This is a genomic window from Streptomyces sp. NBC_00726 (assembly GCF_045161735.1).
In the GTDB taxonomy this organism is placed as follows: Bacteria; Actinomycetota; Actinomycetes; order Streptomycetales; family Streptomycetaceae; genus Streptomyces.
The window spans coordinates 2860763-2875925 of record NZ_CP108983.1; the positions used below are offsets into that span (position 1 = coordinate 2860763).

Genomic DNA, 15163 nt, shown 5'->3' on the forward strand with positions numbered 1-15163 from the left:
CGGCTTAACTGGTCGTCGGTGGCGCGGCGGCCCCGGAGCGCCGTCGCGCCCGGAGCCGCCGGTCAGAGGCTTGCGCCTACAGCCGCGACACGTTGCGCTCGTACACCAGGCGGAGCCCGATGAGGGTCAGCCAGGGCTCGTGCTCGTCGATGACGGAGGACTCGCCCAGCACCATCGGAGCAAGGCCGCCGGTCGCGATGACGGTGACGTCGTCCGGGTCGGCCGCCAGCTCCTTCTTCATCCGCTCCACGACCCCGTCGACCTGGCCGGCGAAGCCGTAGATGATGCCCGCCTGCATGGCCTCGACGGTGTTCTTGCCGATGACGCTGCGCGGCCGGGCCAGCTCGATCTTGCGGAGCTGGGCACCCTTGACGCCCAGCGCCTCGACGGAGATCTCGATGCCGGGCGCGATGACACCGCCGGTGTACTCGCCCCGGACCGAGACCGCGTCGAAGGTGGTGGCCGTGCCGAAGTCGACCACGATCGCCGGGCCGCCGTACAGGTCGACGGCGGCGACCGCGTTGATGATGCGGTCCGCGCCGACCTCCTTCGGGTTGTCCATCAGGATCGGCACCCCGGTCTTGATGCCCGGCTCCACGAGCACGGCGGGGACGTCTCCGTAATAGCGGCGGGTCACCTCGCGCAGCTCGTGCAGCACGGCCGGGACCGTGGAGCAGATCGCGATGCCCTCGATGCCGTCGCCCAGCTCCATGCCGAGCAGCGGGTGCATGCCCATGAGGCCCTGGAGCAGCACGGCGAGCTCGTCGGCGGTGCGGCGTGAGTCCGTGGAGATCCGCCAGTGCTCGACGATCTCCTCGCCGTCGAACAGGCCGAGGACGGTGTGGGTGTTCCCGACGTCGATGGTGAGCAGCATCAGGCGCCGGCTCCGTCGGTGTCGCGGAAGTCCAGGCCGATGTCCAGGATCGGCGAGGAGTGGGTCAGCGCGCCCACGGCCAGATAGTCGACCCCGGCCTCCGCGTAGGCGCGGGCCGAGCCGAGGGTGAGCCGGCCGGAGGACTCCAGGAAGGCGCGCCCGCCGGTCAGGGCGACCGCCTCCGCGGTCTCGGCCGGGGTGAAGTTGTCCAGCAGGATCAGGTCGGCGCCCGCCGCCAGGACCTCGGTGAGCTGGGCCGGGGTGTCCACCTCGACCTCGATCGGGACGTCCGGGAACTCCTCCCTGACCCGCTTGAACGCCTCGGCGACCCCGCCCGCCGCGATGACGTGGTTGTCCTTGACCAGCGCGGCGTCGGACAGCGAGAACCGGTGGTTGACGCCGCCGCCGCAGCGCACCGCGTACTTCTCCAGGGCGCGCAGCCCCGGCGTCGTCTTGCGGGTGTCCCGGACCTCGGCCTTGGTGCCCTCCAGCACATCGGCCCAGGCGCGGGTGGCGGTGGCGATGCCGGAGAGCCGGCAGAGCAGGTTGAGGGCGCTGCGCTCGCCGGTGAGGAGGTCGCGGGTGCGGGTGGTGACGGTCAGCAGCTTCTGGCCGAGGGCGACGCGGTCGCCGTCCTCGACATGCCGCTCGACCTCGAACTCGGAGGTGCAGACGATCGACAGGACCGCCTCCGCCACGCGCAGCCCGGCCACCACACCGGCCTCGCGGGCGGTGAAGTCACCGGTGGCCATGGCGTCCTCGGCGACGGTGGCGAAGGTCGTGACGTCCACCCCGCCGTCCAGGTCCTCGGCGATGGCGAGGTGCGCGATGTCCTCGACCTGGATCGGGTCCAGACCGGATTCGGCGAGGAGCTGGGCGAGCGCGGGGTCGAGCCCGCACTCCTCGTACTCCTCGTCGCCGCCGCAGCCGCAGCCGTCCCCGCAGCCGCCCGCGGCGGGGGCGGGCGCGCCGACCCGGATCAGCGGTACGTCCACGGGAGTGGGGCGCGGATTCTCTTCGGGCGTGCTCACGGTTACGGCTCCTCGGGAGTGGGGTGGGTGGTGCTCGTCGCTGCGCAGTCTGGTGCCCCGGGCGCGTCCACGGGCCCGAATGCCTCGGTATCCGTCCGACGGAGGACGAGGCTCCGGTCGGAATCGAGGCGTACGACGAGGTGGCGGCGCCCGTGCGCGTCATCGCGCTCGGGCCGGTCCTCGCGCCAGTGGCAGCCGCGGGTCTCCTCGCGGGCGCGGGCGGCGGCGACCAGGACCCGGGAGACCAGCAGCAGGTTCGTGGCCTCCCACGCCTCGACGCCGGGCACCGCGGGCTTGGCCTCCGCCGCGGGTCCGGCCTCCGCCGCGCCCTCGCGGGTGCCGGGGCGCAGGGCCTCCAGCTCGTCCGCCGCGCCGGCCAGGCTGTCGGCGGAGCGCAGCACCCCGGCGCCCCGGGTCATGGCGCGCTGGACCGTGAGCCGGGTCTCGGGGGCGAGGAGCGGGACGGGCGTCCCGGCGGGCCCGACGGCCTCGCCGGAGCGGGGGCGGTCGGTGATGATGTCGGCGGCGATGCGCTCGGCGAAGACGAGTCCTTCGAGCAGCGAGTTGGACGCCAGCCGGTTCGCGCCGTGCACCCCGGTGCAGGCGACCTCGCCGCAGGCGTACAGGCCGGGGACGGTCGTACGGCCCCGCAGGTCGGTGCGAACGCCGCCGGACGCGTAGTGCGCGGCGGGGGCTACGGGGATGGGCTCGGTGACCGGGTCGATGCCGTGGGACCGGCAGGCGGCCAGGATGGTCGGGAAGCGGTTCTCCCACATCTCGGCGCCGAAGTGCCGGCCGTCGAGATACATGTGGTCGGTGCCCTTGAGCTGCATCTGGCGGGTGATGCCCTTGGCGACGATGTCGCGCGGGGCCAGCTCCGCCAGCTCGTGCTGCCCGAGCATGAAGCGCGTACCGGAGGCGTCGACCAGGTGGGCGCCCTCGCCGCGTACCGCTTCGGAGACCAGCGGCTGCTGGCCCTCGGAGCCGGCGCCGAGGAACAGGACGGTGGGGTGGAACTGGACGAACTCCAGGTCCGAGACCTCCGCGCCGGCCCGCAGCGCGAGCGCCACGCCGTCGGCGGTGGAGACCGAGGGGTTGGTGGTGGCGGAGAAGACCTGGCCCATGCCGCCGGTGGCCAGGACCACGGCCGGGGCGTTGACCGCGCCGACGCCGTCGTGCTGGCCCTCGCCCATGACGTGCAGGGTGACCCCGGCGGTACGGCCTTCGGCGTCGGTGAGGAGGTCGAGCACGAGGGCGTTCTCGATGGTGTGCAGGGCGGCCGCGCGGACCGCCTCCACCAGGGCGCGGGAGACCTCGGCGCCGGTCGCGTCGCCGCCCGCGTGGACGATGCGGCGGCGGTGGTGGCCGCCCTCGCGGGTGAGGGCGACGGAGCCGTCCTCGGCGGTGTCGAAGCGGGCGCCGGTCTCCATCAGCCGGCGCACCGCGCCCGGGCCGTCGGTGACCAGGGCGCGCACCGCGGACACGTCGCAGAGGCCGACGCCGGCGACCAGGGTGTCGTCCAGGTGCTGTTCGGGGGTGTCGCCCTCGCCGAGGGCCGCCGCGATGCCGCCCTGGGCCCAGCGGGTGGAGCCGGCGTCCAGGCGGGCCTTGGTCACCACGACGGTGGCGAGGCCCGCGGCGGCGCAGCGCAGGGCGGTGGTGAGCCCGGCCACGCCGGAGCCGACGACCACGACGTCGGCGTCGATGGACCAGCCGGGTGCGGGGGCTGTCAGCCGTATTCCGGTCACGGGGTCACTCCGAAGGTGAGGGGGATGTTGTCGATGAGACGGGTGGCGCCGACCCGGGCGGCGACGGCGAGGATCGCCGCACCGGCCGCGCGGTCGTCGGGGATCTCGGTGAAGTCGGCCGGGTCCACGAGCGCCACGTAGTCCAGGGCGAGCGGCGGGCTCGCGGCCGCCGCCTCCTCCAGGACCGTGCGGGCGGCCGCGCGCACGGCGGCGGGTCCGGCGTCCGGGCGGGCCCGGGCGACCGCCTGGGCGTCGGCCGCGAGGCGGGCCTCGCCGAGCCGGTTGAGCCCGGCGGCCCGGTCCTCGGTGGCACCGGTGGCCTGCGCGCGGGCGTGCAGGGCGGCCTGGGCGGCGAGCCGGTCGCGGGCCGCGAACAGGGCCCGGGACAGGGCGAGCGCGGTGCGCCGCTCGTGCGGATCGAGGAAGCGGTTGCGGCTGGACAGCGCGAGGCCGTCCGGCTCCCGGACCGTCTCGACGCCGCTGATCTCCACCGGGAAGTTCAGGTCGCGCACCATGCGCCGGATCAGGGCGAGCTGCTGGGCGTCCTTCTGGCCGAAGAACGCGATGTCCGGGCGGGTGAGGTGGAGCAGCTTGGCGACGACGGTGAGCATGCCGTCGAAGTGGCCGGGGCGCGAGGCCCCCTCAAGCCGCTCACCCATCGGGCCCGCCGAGATCCGGACCTGTGGCTCGCCGCCCGGGTAGACCTCGTCCACGGCCGGGGCGAAGACCACGTCGGCGCCGGCCGCGCCGGCCACCGCGAGGTCGGCGCCGAGCGTGCGCGGGTAGCGGTCGAGGTCGGCGGCCTCGCCGAACTGGAGCGGGTTGACGAAGACGGTGACGACGACCTGCCCGGCGGGGCCCGCGTGGGCGCGGGCGGCGCGGACGAGCGAGGCGTGGCCCTCGTGCAGGGCGCCCATCGTCATGACGACGGCCCGCCGCCCCTCGGGGGCGTACGCCTGAAGCTCGGCGGCGGTGTGCAGCAGGGCCGGGGTGGATGTGGTGGCGGTCATCGGGACTCCTCCGGTCCGCTGCCGGTGCCGCCGTCCGCCAGGGCGTCGAGCAGGTCCTCGGCCAGCTCCGGCTTGAGCAGGCCGTGGGCGAGGGCGCGGTCCGCCGTGGCGCGGGCCATCGCCACGTAACCGGCGACCGTCTGCGGGGCGTGGGCGCGCAGCTCGCCGAGGTGCGCGGTGACGGTGCCGGCGTCGCCGCGGGCGACCGGGCCGGTGAGCGCCGCGTCGCCGGAGCGCAGGGCGTTGTCCAGGGCGGCGCCGAGCAGCGGGCCGAGCATCCGGTCGGGGGCGGTGACCCCGGCGGTGCGCAGCAGCTCCATCGACTGGGCGACCAGGGTGACCAGGTGGTTCGCGCCGAGCGCGAGGGCCGCGTGGTAGAGCGGACGGGACTCCTCCGCGATCCACTCCGGTTCGCCGCCCATCTCGATGACCAGCGCCTCGGCGGCGAGCCGCAGTTCGTCGGGCGCGGTGACCCCGAAGGAGCAGCCGGCCAGCCGCTGGACGTCCACGGAGGTGCCGGTGAACGTCATCGCGGGGTGCAGCGCGAGCGGCAGGGCGCCGGCCCGGCGCGCGGGGTCCAGCACCTTCGTCCCGTACCGCCCGGAGGTGTGGACGAGGAGCTGTCCGGGGCGGACCGCCCCGGTCTCGGCCAGGCCCTCGACCAGCCCGGGGAGGGCGTCGTCGGGGACGGTCAGCAGGACGAGCTCGGCGCGCGCGAAGACGTCGGCGGGCGGCACCAGCGGCACGTCGGGCAGGAGGTCCGCGGCGCGCCGCCGGGAGGCGTCGGAGACCCCGGAGACGGCGACCGGGCGGTGGCCCGCGAGGGCGAGGGAGGCGGCCAGGGCGGGGCCGACACGGCCCGCCCCCACCACGCCGACGGTGAGCCGGGCGGGGCGGTCCCTGGCGTCGAGCGGGTCCATGGGAGCTGTTGCGTTCACACTGCGGGCCTTCCGTTCCAGTCCGCGGGGGGTACCGGACGATTCCCTTGCATGCTACGCCAGCGGCCGCCCGCCCTCCCGACTTGTCCACAGGCTGTGGATACCGCTCCGGGCGGGCCCCGGAAACGCGGTGGGCAGGTCCGGCGTTCTGCGTGATGATCGTCCCATGGCAGACATGAACACGCAGGTGACGGACGAGACGGCGGAGCCGGACGGCGAGGAGGCGGGGCGGCTGCGCCGGCTCACCGCCTGGCGGACGGCCGGGCGCGCCCTGTCCCGTCTCCCGCAGGACCGCACGCTCGGCGAGCAGCTGGCCGCCCTGGCGGCGGACGCCGGGACCGTCACCGACCCGGACCTCCCGGCGGACATCTACGGGGACGGTGTCGTCGGTGAGCTGGAGCGGCGGGTCGCCGGGCTGCTGGGCACGGAGGCCGCCGTGTTCTTCCCGACCGGGACGATGGCGCAGCAGGTCGCGCTGCGCTGCTGGGCCGCCCGCACCGGCAACCCCGTCGTCGCCCTGCACCCGCTGGCCCACCCGGAGGTGCACGAGAGCGGCGCCCTGGGGGCGGTGAGCGGGCTGCGCACGGTCCACCCGACGACCGATCCGAGGCTGCCCACCGCCGAGGAGGTCCGCGACTGCCCGGAGCCGTTCGGCACTCTGATGCTGGAGCTGCCGCTGCGGGACGCCGGTTTCCTGCTGCCCACCTGGGAGGAGCTGGAGGACGTGGTGGCCGCCGCCCGGGACCGGGACGCCGTCGTCCACTTCGACGGGGCCCGGCTGTGGGAGTGCGCCACGCGCTTCGGGCGCGGGCTGCCGGAGATCGCCGCGCTCGCGGACAGCGTGTACGTGTCGTTCTACAAGTCCCTGGGCGGGATCTCGGGGGCCGTGCTCGCCGGTTCCGCCTCGCTGACCGAGGAGGCCCGCCTCTGGCGGCACCGGTACGGCGGTCAGCTCTTCCAGCAGTTCCCGGCGGCGGTCGCGGCCCTGGCCGGGCTCGACCGGGAACTGCCGAAGCTGCCGTCGTACGTGGCGCACGCGAAGGTGGTCGCCGGGGCGCTGGCCGAGGGCTTCGAGGCGGCCGGCGCGGGCTGGTTCCGGGTGCATCCGGAGGTGCCGCACACCCACCAGTTCCAGGTGTGGCTGCCGTACGACGCGGACGTGCTGACGGAGGCGTCGGTGCGGCAGGCGGAGGAGACGGGCACGGTGCTCTTCCGCCGCTGGTTCACCCCGGACGCGGGCGCGCCGGGGGTGGCGTTCACGGAGGTCACGGTGACGGAGGCCGGGCTGGAGTGGAGCGCGGACGACGTACGGGACGCGGTGGCCGCGTTCCTGGAGCGGCTGGAAGGCACCATGGACCGGTGAGCGTCACCATCGGCATCGCGGGACTCGCCCCCGAGCGCATCGTCTTCCGGACCTCCCCGCTCGTGGAGCTGGGCGTCGCCCTGCACGCCCTCTCCGAGCCGGGCCACCACCCGGGGCTGCACGGCTGGGCGACGGCCACCGCCACGGCCCTGGAGCCCGATCTCGCCGACCGGCTGCACGAGGCGGAGTTCCTGTGGCGGAACACCTTCTCGGACATCTTCATGCCGTTCGCCGGGGTCGTCGGCGGGGACGGCACGACGGGCGACAGCCTGGCCGCCGATCTGGACATCCTGGACCGTCTGGACGACGACCGGTTCGTCTCCGCCGCCCTGGAGTTCACCTGCGCCGCTTTTCACGGGACCGGCGCGGCCTCCCCACTGCGGAACGCCGAGGCGCGGGCCCGGGCGCTGGACATGGCGGCGGCGCGCGGCCCGCGCCAGGTGGAGTTCACCAAGCGGCTGCTGGCCGGCCTCGCTCCCGTACGCCGCTGGCTGCGCCGCCTGTTCGAGGACTGCGAGCAGGCGTTCTTCGCGGACACCTGGGAGCGGGTGCGGGTCCAGCTGGTGGCGGACGCCCGGCACAAGACGGACCTGCTGCGGCACAAGGGGCTCGCCGAGGCGATACGGGCGGTCTCGCCCGCGCTCACGCTCGACGCGGACGGCGGCCGGATCAGCGTGGACAAGCTGGCCGAGGGGGCGGCCGACGCCACGGACCCCGCCGTCGGCCCCGGGCTCACCCTGATCCCGACCGTCTTCGGCCGGCCGCATCTGATGGTGCTGCACGCCCCGGGCTGGCGGCCGGTCATCCACTACCCGGTCCACCGGCCGGAGCTGCCCGCGCCCGCCTCGGTGGAGCTGCTCCAGCTGCGGCTGGAGGCGCTGGCGCACCCGATGCGGATGCGGCTGTGCCGGAACATCGCGCGTTCCCCGTACACCACCGGTGAACTCGCCGACACGAACGGGATCACCCCGCCCGAGGTCTCCCGCCATCTCGCGGTACTCAAGAAGGCCGGTCTGGTCACGACCCGGCGCCGGGGCCGGTACGTGCTGCACCAGCTGGACCTGACCGCGGTGGCCCGGCTCGGCAGCGACTTCCTGGAAGGAATCCTGCGCTAGGTCGCGCCCGGGGCCGGGTGCTCAGCCCGTGCCGCCGCCGGCGCGGACCAGGCCCGTCTCGTACGCGAGGACTACGACCTGTACCCGGTCGCGCAGGGACAGCTTGGTCAGGATGCGGCCGACGTGTGTCTTCACGGTCGCCTCGGAGAGCACCAGGCGGCCCGCGATCTCGCCGTTCGACAGGCCCTGCGCGACGAGCAGCATCACCTCGCGCTCGCGTTCGGTGAGCTTGGCGATGTCCTTGTGCTGCGGCTCCGGGGTGCCGCTGGGCAGCATCGGCGAGAACCGGTCGAGCAGCCGGCGGGTGGTGGACGGGGCGACGACCGCGTCCCCGCTGTGCACGGAGCGGATCGCGGCGAGCAGTTCGCCCGGCGGGACGTCCTTCAGCATGAAGCCGCTGGCCCCGGCCTTCAGCCCGGAGAACGCGTACTCGTCCAGGTCGAACGTGGTCAGGATCAGCACCTTCGGCGGCTCGGACTGCGCGCAGATGCGGCGGGTGGCCTCGACGCCGTCCAGCTTCGGCATGCGGACGTCCATCAGCACCACGTCCACGGCGGTGGCGCGCAGGATGTCGATCGCCTCCGCGCCGTCACCGGCCTCGGCGACCACCTCCATGTCGGGCTGGGCGGCGAGCACCATCCGGAAGCCGGTGCGCAGCAGCACCTGGTCGTCGACGAGCATCACGCGGATCGCCATGGGGGCTGTTCTCTCCTCGTTCGTTCAGCGGTCGGCGGCCTTGAGGGGCAGCAGCGCGCTGATCCGGAATCCTCCGCCGGGGCGCGGCCCGGCGTCCAGTGTGCCGCCGACCATGCCGACCCGCTCCCGCATGCCGATCATGCCGTGGCCGGCGCCGTCGGCGCCGCCGTCCTCGTACAGCTCGTGCGCGGCGCCCCGCCCGTCGTCCTCGACCAGCAGGCCGAGCCCGTCGTCGAAGTAGACCAGCCGCACACTGGCCCCGGCGTGCGGGCCGCCGTGCTTGCGGGTGTTGGTCAGGGCCTCCTGCACGATCCGGTACGCGGTCAGCTCGACGCCGCTGGGCAGCGGGCGGGCGGTCCCCTCGACCTTGAAGTCCACCGCCAGGCCGGCCTTGCGGACCTGGTCGATCAGCTCCTCGATCTGCTCGACGTCGGGCTGCGGGACATACTCCCCGCTCTCCCGCGTATCGCCCGTGCGCAGCACCCCGAGCAGCCGCCGCATCTCCGCGAGCGCCTGGCGGCCGGTGCTGGAGATGGTCTCCAGCGCCTGCCGGGCCTGGTCGGGAGCCGCGTCCATAACATAGGCGGCGCCGTCGGCCTGCACCACCATCACGGAGACGTTGTGCGCGACGACGTCGTGCAGTTCGCGGGCGATACGGGCCCGCTCGGCGGCCACCGCGACCTTCGACTGGGCCTCGCGCTCCCGCTCCAGGCGGGCCGCCCGCTCCTCCAGCTGGTCGAAGTAGGCCCGCCGGGTCCGCATCGAGTCGCCGAGCACCCAGGCGAGCACGAACGGGACCGTGAGCACGACGACGACGAAGACCGTCTGCGCCCAGCTGCGCGGGGTGCCCTCCTCGTTGGGCCAGCGGAGCTGGGACATCGTGGCCGCGGTCAGGCTGCACGCCAGGGCGAGCCGGGATGCCCAGCGCTCACCGACGGTCGCCACGGTGAAGGTGATGACGAGCATCGCGAAATTCGCGACGGTCGGCCGGACCCCGCAGATCAGCTGGACCACGCCCATCGCGATGGCGAGCAGCAGCATCTTCTCCGGCGCGCGGCGACGCAGCGCCACGACGAGGCAGAGGCCGAGCACGACCGGCACCACCGCGACCCGTTCGAGAGCCCCGCCGTGCCCGACGTCGCCCACCACGATGGTCATGCCGGAGAGCCCGAGGAGGAAGACAGCCCAGAAGCTGTCGACGCCCGTCGGGTGTCTGCGGATGAAATCGTAGAGGCGTTGCACGTAACCCAGCGTAAAGAAGACCGGGGGCCGACGGGTCAACCGGAGGGGCGATCCGGGTCCCCGGACCGTACTCCCCAAGGTGGAGACTGAGCCCGTGACGGATGAGTGGCGTGGGTGGCAGGAGGCGGCGGAGACCGCTCTCTACGGCGACGAGGGTTTCTACCGGCGCCCCGAGGGCCCCGCGGGCCACTTCCGTACCTCTGTGCACGCCTCTCCCCTCTTCGCGGCCGCCGTCGCCCGGCTCCTGGTCCGCACGGCGGCGGACCTCGGCACCGCGCGGGTGGACCTGGTCGACATGGGTGCCGGGCGCGGGGAACTCGTCACCGGTGTCCTCGCCGCGCTCCCGGCCGAGGGCGGGGCGGGCCTCGCGGTGCGTGCGTACGCGGTGGAGCTCGCCGCCCGCCCCGAGGGCCTGGACCCCCGGGTGCGGTGGTGCGCCGAGCCGCCGTCCGGAGCGCGCGGGCTGCTCTTCGCCAACGAGTGGCTGGACAATGTGCCGCTGCCCGTCGCGGAGACCGATGCCGAGGGCGTCGAACGGTACGTCGAAGTGCGCACCCGGGACGGCGCGGAGCGGCTGGGCGCCCCGGTGACCGGGGCGGACGCGGAGTGGCTGCGCCGCTGGTGGCCGTCGGCGGGCCCGGGCAGCCGGGCGGAGATCGGCCGCCCGCGCGACGAGGCGTGGGCGGCGGCCGTGTCCACGCTGTCCGCCGGGCTCGCGGTGGCGGTGGATTACGCGCACGTACGCGGGGAACGCCCGCCCTTCGGCACCCTCACCGGCTTCCGCGCGGGCCACGAGGTCCGGCCGGTGCCGGACGGGAGCCGCGACCTGACGGCCCATGTGGCCCTGGACGCGTGCGCGGCGGCGGCCGGCCCCCCGGCGCACCTGCGTACCCAGCGCGAGGCCCTGGCAACCCTGGGCATCACGGGCGAACGCCCACCCCTGACCCTGGCGTCGGCCGACCCGTCCGCGTACGTCCGCGCACTGTCCACGGCGGGGGAGGCGGCGGAACTGACGGCGAGGGGCGGCCTGGGCGACTTCGGGTGGCTGGAACACGTGGTAAGCCCCTCCGGCGTTTGAGGAGCGGGGTCCGGGGCAGAGCCCCGAGCAACGGCGCGGCACGCAATAATCGCCCCATGACGGAGACGACCATCGGCATCGGCGGCGCAGCCGAAAGCACCGACATGGTGCTGAACATCGGCCCCCAGCACCCCTCCACCCACGGCGTGCTCCGCCTCCGCATCGTCCTGGACGGCGAACGCATCGCACACGCCGAACCGGTCGTCGGCTACATGCACCGCGGCGCGGAGAAGCTGTTCGAGGCCCGCGACTACCGCCAGATCATCATGCTCGCCAACCGTCACGACTGGCTCTCCGCGTTCTCCAACGAGCTGGGCGTCGTGATGGCCGTCGAGCGGATGCTCGGCATGGAGGTCCCCGAGCGCGCGGTCTGGACCCGCACCCTGCTCGCCGAGCTGAACCGGGTCCTCAACCACCTGATGTTCCTCGGCTCGTACCCGCTGGAACTCGGCGGGATCACCCCCGTGTTCCACGCGTTCCGGGAGCGCGAGGAGCTTCAGGCGGTGATGGAGGAGGTCTCCGGCGGCCGTATGCACTACATGTTCAACCGGGTCGGCGGCCTCAAGGAGGATCTGCCGGCGGGCTGGCTCGGCCGCGCCCGGGACGCCGTCGCCTCGGTCCGCTCCCGGATGGACGTGTACGACGGACTGGTCCTCGGGAACGAGATCTTCCGGGGCCGCACCCGGGGCGTCGGCGTGCTGTCGGCCGATGCGGTGCACGCGTACGGGGTGTCCGGGCCGATCGCCCGCGCCTCGGGCGTCGACTTCGATCTGCGGCGCGACGAGCCGTATCTGGCGTACGGGGAGCTGCGGGACACCCTGAAGGTCGTCACCCGGACCGAGGGCGACTGCCTGGCCCGGTTCGAATGCCTGCTGGAGCAGACCCACAACGCCCTGGACCTCGCGGACGCCTGCCTGGACCGGATGGCGGACCTCGCGCCGGGGCCCGTCAACCAGCGGCTGCCGAAGGTCCTCAAGGCCCCCGAGGGCCACACGTACGCCTGGACCGAGAACCCGCTCGGCGTCAACGGCTACTACCTGGTGTCCAAGGGCGAGAAGACCCCGTACCGGCTGAAGCTGCGCTCGGCGTCGTTCAACAACATCCAGGCGCTCACCGAGCTGCTGCCGGGCACGCTGGTCGCCGACATGGTCGCGATCCTGGGCTCGCTGTTCTTCGTCGTCGGCGACATCGACAAGTAGGGCGCCACCGCCACGTACCTGGCGCCCCCGGGCTCCCCCCGCGTTACGAGATCGCGCTGCGCAGCTCCGCGACGTCCAGCTGCTCCGTCTCGTCGTGCGCGGTGAGGTCGATGACCTTGCCGACGGCGCGGTCCCGCGGCGCGTCCGGGCGGTGCGCGGCCAGGACCTCCTCGCCGACCACGTCGGCCAGGTCCTCGTTCTGCACGGATTCGATGGCGGCGCGCTCGGCCGCGGCGGGCACGGCCTTCTGCGTACCGAAGAAGTCGAAGCTGCCCTGCGGCACCGGGTGGCGGCGGGGGCCCGCGTACGGGACGACCGCGCTGGCGGCCGGCACCGGGCGCATGGCGGGCGGCTCGACGGCGGGCCGGGTGGCGGGCAGGGCGGCCTGCGCCTGCTTCTCCTCCCGGGCGCGCTCCGCGAGGTCCCGCTTCGCCTGATCGGCGATCCGGCGGGCCTTCTGGAGCGCCGCGTTGCGCGGGAGGTCGGCCAGTGCGCGGGCGGCGCGGACGTAGGAGTCCGGGGTGGGGGTGGAGCGGGCCGGGGGCAGTGCGCGGGCGGGCGCGGACGCCTCGATCGCGAGCTGCCGCCGGCTCTCCAGGACGCTGGCGCGCTCGGTCTCCGCGTTCGCGTACCGCCGCAGCAGCGCGGCGTGTTCGCCCCGCAGCCCGGCCAGCTCGACGCGCTTGCGGCGCAGCTTCGTCTCCAGGCGGGCGCGGATCTCCCGCGCCTCCTCCAGGTCCGCTTCGAGCTCCGCCGCGCGCTCCTCGGCGCGCCATTCGTCGCTCGCGCGGGCGCGCGTCAGTTCGGCGACGCGACGGCCCGCCTCGCGGTCCCAGCCGCGCATGAGGACGGCGCCGGTGACGGCGGCCGCAGCCGCGGCCGCGACCAGCGCGCGCAGGACCATGGTTTCGGTCAGCAGCCAGGCCCCCGCTCCACAGGCCACCGCCGCTCCGGCGACGGCCGAAGGCGGAAGGATTCTGTGCAGTGGCGGTGAATGGCGATGGCGTCCACGGGGCATGGCCCGAAATTTACCGTGTACGCGGCGTACTTGGGGAGCCGCCCGGCAATCTGTGCCCGGCAAGTTACCCGGCGGCTCCCTAGGCCCGTTCTCCGGGCGCCTTCGCGAGGGGCCCTACTTCTTGGTCAGTCCCTTCGACCGGAGATATTCGCGGGCCACATCGGCCGGCTTGGCGCGCTCCGCGTCGACCTTGCGGTTCAGTTGTGCGAGGTCGTCGGTGGTGAGTGCGCCGGTGAGCTTGCCGAGGGCGTCGGCTATCTCCTGGTCGCCCGCGTCCTTCGCGTTCAGGACGGGCAGTACGTTGTCCGCGTTCTGGAGCTTCTTGTCGTCTTCCAGGAACACCAGGTCGTAGGTGTCGAGCACGGCATCGGTGGTGGTGGTCAGGACGAGCTGGTCCTTGCCGTCCTTCACCGCCTGCTTGGACTGCGGAGTGCCGACGCCCTTGGGGTCGATTCCGGTCACGTCGATGCCGTACGTCTTCTTGAGCCCGGGTGCGCAGAAGGGCCGCACCTCGCACTCGTCGCCCGCCGCGACCTTGACGCCGATCTCCGCGGCGCCGAGATCGGAAAGGGTCTTCAGCTTGTGCTTGTCGGCGAATTCCTTGGTCACCGCGAACGCGTTCTGGTCGATGGCCTTCCCCGCCGGAAGGATCTTCAGTCCGCGCGGCTCGGCGAGCTTCTTCAGGGCGGCGACGGTGGCCGCGGTGTCGCCCGAGGCGACCGGCTTCGACTCGGCGGCCTTCGCCCCGTTCACCTTCGCGTTGAGGAATTCCGCGATCGTCGCCGCGTATTCCGGTACGACGTCGATCTCGCCCTTCTCCAGGGAGGGTTCGTACAGTTCGCGGTTCTTCACGGTGGTGACCGAGGTGCTGTATCCGGCGTCCGCGAGGATCTGCGCGTACAGCTCGGCGAGCACCTTGGACTCGGTGAAGGCGGCGGCTCCGACGACCAGTGAGCCCTTCTTGCCGGAGTCCTGGCCTGCGGCCGGGGCGCCCTTGTCCTTCTCCAGGCTGTCCCCGCCGCACGCGGCGAGCGAGCCCGCCAGCGCGAGGATGCCGATGACGGCGCCGGCCACGCGTGAGGTCCTGGTCATGTTCTTCTCCGTCCACGGCGGCGAGGCCGTATGCGACAAGTGGTGGATGTGCGGCATGCGTTACGGATATGGGGCCGGGGCGCTCAGGCCGGCCGGCGGCGGCGCAGCGGGGACAGCAGGCGGTCGGCGGCCACCAGGACCGCCTCCACGAGCAGGGCGAGCACGGCGACCAGCAGGGCGCCCGCCACCACCTGCGCGGTGTCGTACGTGTTGAATCCGGCGGTGATGATGCGGCCGAGGCCGCCCTGGCCGACCATGGCCGCGATGGTCGCCGTGGCCACGACCTGGACGGCGGCGGACCGCAGCCCGGTCATGATCAGCGGGTAGGCCAGGGGCAGCTCGACGCGCAGGAAGAGCTGGCCGCCCGACATGCCCATCCCGCGCGCCGCCTCCGCCACCGAGCGGTCCACCTCGGTCATGCCCACGTAGGCGTTGGTCAGCAGCGGCGGCACGGCGAACAGCACCAGGGCGATGATCGTCGGTATGTACCCCTCGTTGCGCAGGGGCGAGACCATGAAGAGGGCCAGCACCGCGAAGACGGGCACCGCGCGCCCCACGTTGGCCAGGTTGACCGCGAGGGCGCCGCCCTTCCCGATGTGGCCCAGGTACAGCGCGAGGGGCAGGGCGAGGGCGCAGGCCAGGGCGAGGGCGACCCCGCTGACGTACAGATGCTCGCTCAGCCGGTGGGCGGCCCCGCTCTCCCCGGACCAGTTGGCACCGGTGGTGAGCCAGGTCCAGGCGTCCCCGAGGACTCCCATG

Annotated in this window: 14 protein-coding genes; 4 read left to right on the top strand and 10 right to left on the bottom strand. The window is 73.9% G+C overall.

Annotated elements, in window-relative coordinates:
- Positions 1 to 76 precede the first annotated feature (76 nt).
- Genes OG338_RS12670 through OG338_RS12690 form a run of 5 tightly spaced genes read right to left on the bottom strand, consistent with a single transcriptional unit; the run spans position 77 to position 5601 of the window.
- Positions 77 to 874, bottom strand: a complete 798-nt coding sequence (locus OG338_RS12670; protein WP_405937436.1) for a type III pantothenate kinase — start codon at positions 872 to 874, stop codon at positions 77 to 79.
- Entirely contained in the window at positions 874 to 1905 is a 1032-nt protein-coding gene (nadC, locus tag OG338_RS12675) for a carboxylating nicotinate-nucleotide diphosphorylase (RefSeq protein WP_405937437.1), read from the bottom strand. The genes OG338_RS12670 and nadC overlap by 1 nt, the downstream gene beginning before the upstream one ends.
- A gap of 2 nt (positions 1906 to 1907) precedes the next feature.
- Positions 1908 to 3653 carry an L-aspartate oxidase gene (locus OG338_RS12680; protein ID WP_405937438.1) on the bottom strand — a complete coding sequence of 582 codons (1746 nt, stop codon included), beginning with the start codon at positions 3651 to 3653 and terminating at the stop codon, positions 1908 to 1910.
- Positions 3650 to 4663 carry a pantoate--beta-alanine ligase gene (gene panC / locus OG338_RS12685; RefSeq protein WP_405937439.1) on the bottom strand — a complete coding sequence of 338 codons (1014 nt, stop codon included), beginning with the start codon at positions 4661 to 4663 and terminating at the stop codon, positions 3650 to 3652. The genes OG338_RS12680 and panC overlap by 4 nt, the downstream gene beginning before the upstream one ends.
- On the bottom strand, positions 4660 to 5601 hold the full coding sequence (locus tag OG338_RS12690; protein ID WP_405937440.1) for a Rossmann-like and DUF2520 domain-containing protein: 942 nt from the start codon (positions 5599 to 5601) through the stop codon (positions 4660 to 4662). The genes panC and OG338_RS12690 overlap by 4 nt, the downstream gene beginning before the upstream one ends.
- A gap of 166 nt (positions 5602 to 5767) precedes the next feature.
- Between OG338_RS12690 and OG338_RS12695 the strand changes: the two genes are divergently transcribed.
- Both OG338_RS12695 and OG338_RS12700 read left to right on the top strand, forming a co-directional pair.
- Positions 5768 to 6964 (top strand): threonine aldolase family protein, encoded by a 1197-nt coding sequence (locus OG338_RS12695; RefSeq protein WP_405937441.1) that lies wholly within the window; start codon positions 5768 to 5770, stop codon positions 6962 to 6964.
- Positions 6961 to 8079 (top strand): DUF5937 family protein, encoded by a 1119-nt coding sequence (locus OG338_RS12700; protein ID WP_405937442.1) that lies wholly within the window; start codon positions 6961 to 6963, stop codon positions 8077 to 8079. The genes OG338_RS12695 and OG338_RS12700 overlap by 4 nt, the downstream gene beginning before the upstream one ends.
- Positions 8080 to 8100: 21 nt before the next feature.
- On the opposite strand, the gene OG338_RS12705 is transcribed toward OG338_RS12700, so the two are convergent.
- Both OG338_RS12705 and OG338_RS12710 read right to left on the bottom strand, forming a co-directional pair.
- Positions 8101 to 8775, bottom strand: coding sequence for a response regulator (locus OG338_RS12705; protein WP_405937443.1), 675 nt, complete (start codon positions 8773 to 8775; stop codon positions 8101 to 8103).
- Positions 8776 to 8799: 24 nt separating this feature from the next.
- Positions 8800 to 10017 carry a sensor histidine kinase gene (locus tag OG338_RS12710; protein WP_405937444.1) on the bottom strand — a complete coding sequence of 406 codons (1218 nt, stop codon included), beginning with the start codon at positions 10015 to 10017 and terminating at the stop codon, positions 8800 to 8802.
- Between the two features lie 94 nt (positions 10018 to 10111).
- On the opposite strand from OG338_RS12710, the gene OG338_RS12715 reads away from it, so the two are divergent.
- Positions 10112 to 11095, top strand: coding sequence for an SAM-dependent methyltransferase (locus OG338_RS12715; protein WP_405937445.1), 984 nt, complete (start codon positions 10112 to 10114; stop codon positions 11093 to 11095).
- Positions 11096 to 11151: 56 nt separating this feature from the next.
- Positions 11152 to 12294, top strand: a complete 1143-nt coding sequence (locus OG338_RS12720; protein WP_405937446.1) for an NADH-quinone oxidoreductase subunit D — start codon at positions 11152 to 11154, stop codon at positions 12292 to 12294.
- Positions 12295 to 12337: 43 nt separating this feature from the next.
- Here OG338_RS12720 and OG338_RS12725 read toward each other — a convergent pair whose 3' ends face one another.
- The 3 genes from OG338_RS12725 to OG338_RS12735 form a co-directional block, all read right to left on the bottom strand.
- The gene (locus OG338_RS12725; protein ID WP_405937447.1) at positions 12338 to 13312 is read right to left on the bottom strand and encodes a hypothetical protein; all 975 of its coding nucleotides are present in this window, start codon (positions 13310 to 13312) and stop codon (positions 12338 to 12340) included.
- 114 nt (positions 13313 to 13426) lie between these two features.
- On the bottom strand, positions 13427 to 14404 hold the full coding sequence (locus OG338_RS12730; protein WP_405937448.1) for an ABC transporter substrate-binding protein: 978 nt from the start codon (positions 14402 to 14404) through the stop codon (positions 13427 to 13429).
- An 83-nt stretch (positions 14405 to 14487) separates the two neighbouring features.
- Positions 14488 to 15162 carry an ABC transporter permease gene (locus tag OG338_RS12735; RefSeq protein ID WP_405937449.1) on the bottom strand — a complete coding sequence of 225 codons (675 nt, stop codon included), beginning with the start codon at positions 15160 to 15162 and terminating at the stop codon, positions 14488 to 14490.
- Between the last annotated feature and the right edge of the window lies 1 nt (position 15163).

Excerpts from the sequence above, each read along its gene's own strand:
- OG338_RS12670 (WP_405937436.1), bottom strand. The coding sequence starts at position 874 with ATGCTGCTCACCATCGACGTCGGGAACACCCACACCGTCCTCGGCCTG.
- OG338_RS12705 (WP_405937443.1), bottom strand. The coding sequence starts at position 8,775 with ATGGCGATCCGCGTGATGCTCGTCGACGACCAGGTGCTGCTGCGCACC.
- panC (WP_405937439.1), bottom strand. The coding sequence starts at position 4,663 with ATGACCGCCACCACATCCACCCCGGCCCTGCTGCACACCGCCGCCGAG.
- OG338_RS12725 (WP_405937447.1), bottom strand. The coding sequence starts at position 13,312 with ATGCCCCGTGGACGCCATCGCCATTCACCGCCACTGCACAGAATCCTT.
- OG338_RS12730 (WP_405937448.1), bottom strand. The coding sequence starts at position 14,404 with ATGACCAGGACCTCACGCGTGGCCGGCGCCGTCATCGGCATCCTCGCG.
- OG338_RS12720 (WP_405937446.1), top strand. The coding sequence starts at position 11,152 with ATGACGGAGACGACCATCGGCATCGGCGGCGCAGCCGAAAGCACCGAC.
- OG338_RS12735 (WP_405937449.1), bottom strand. The coding sequence starts at position 15,162 with ATGGGAGTCCTCGGGGACGCCTGGACCTGGCTCACCACCGGTGCCAAC.
- OG338_RS12695 (WP_405937441.1), top strand. The coding sequence starts at position 5,768 with ATGGCAGACATGAACACGCAGGTGACGGACGAGACGGCGGAGCCGGAC.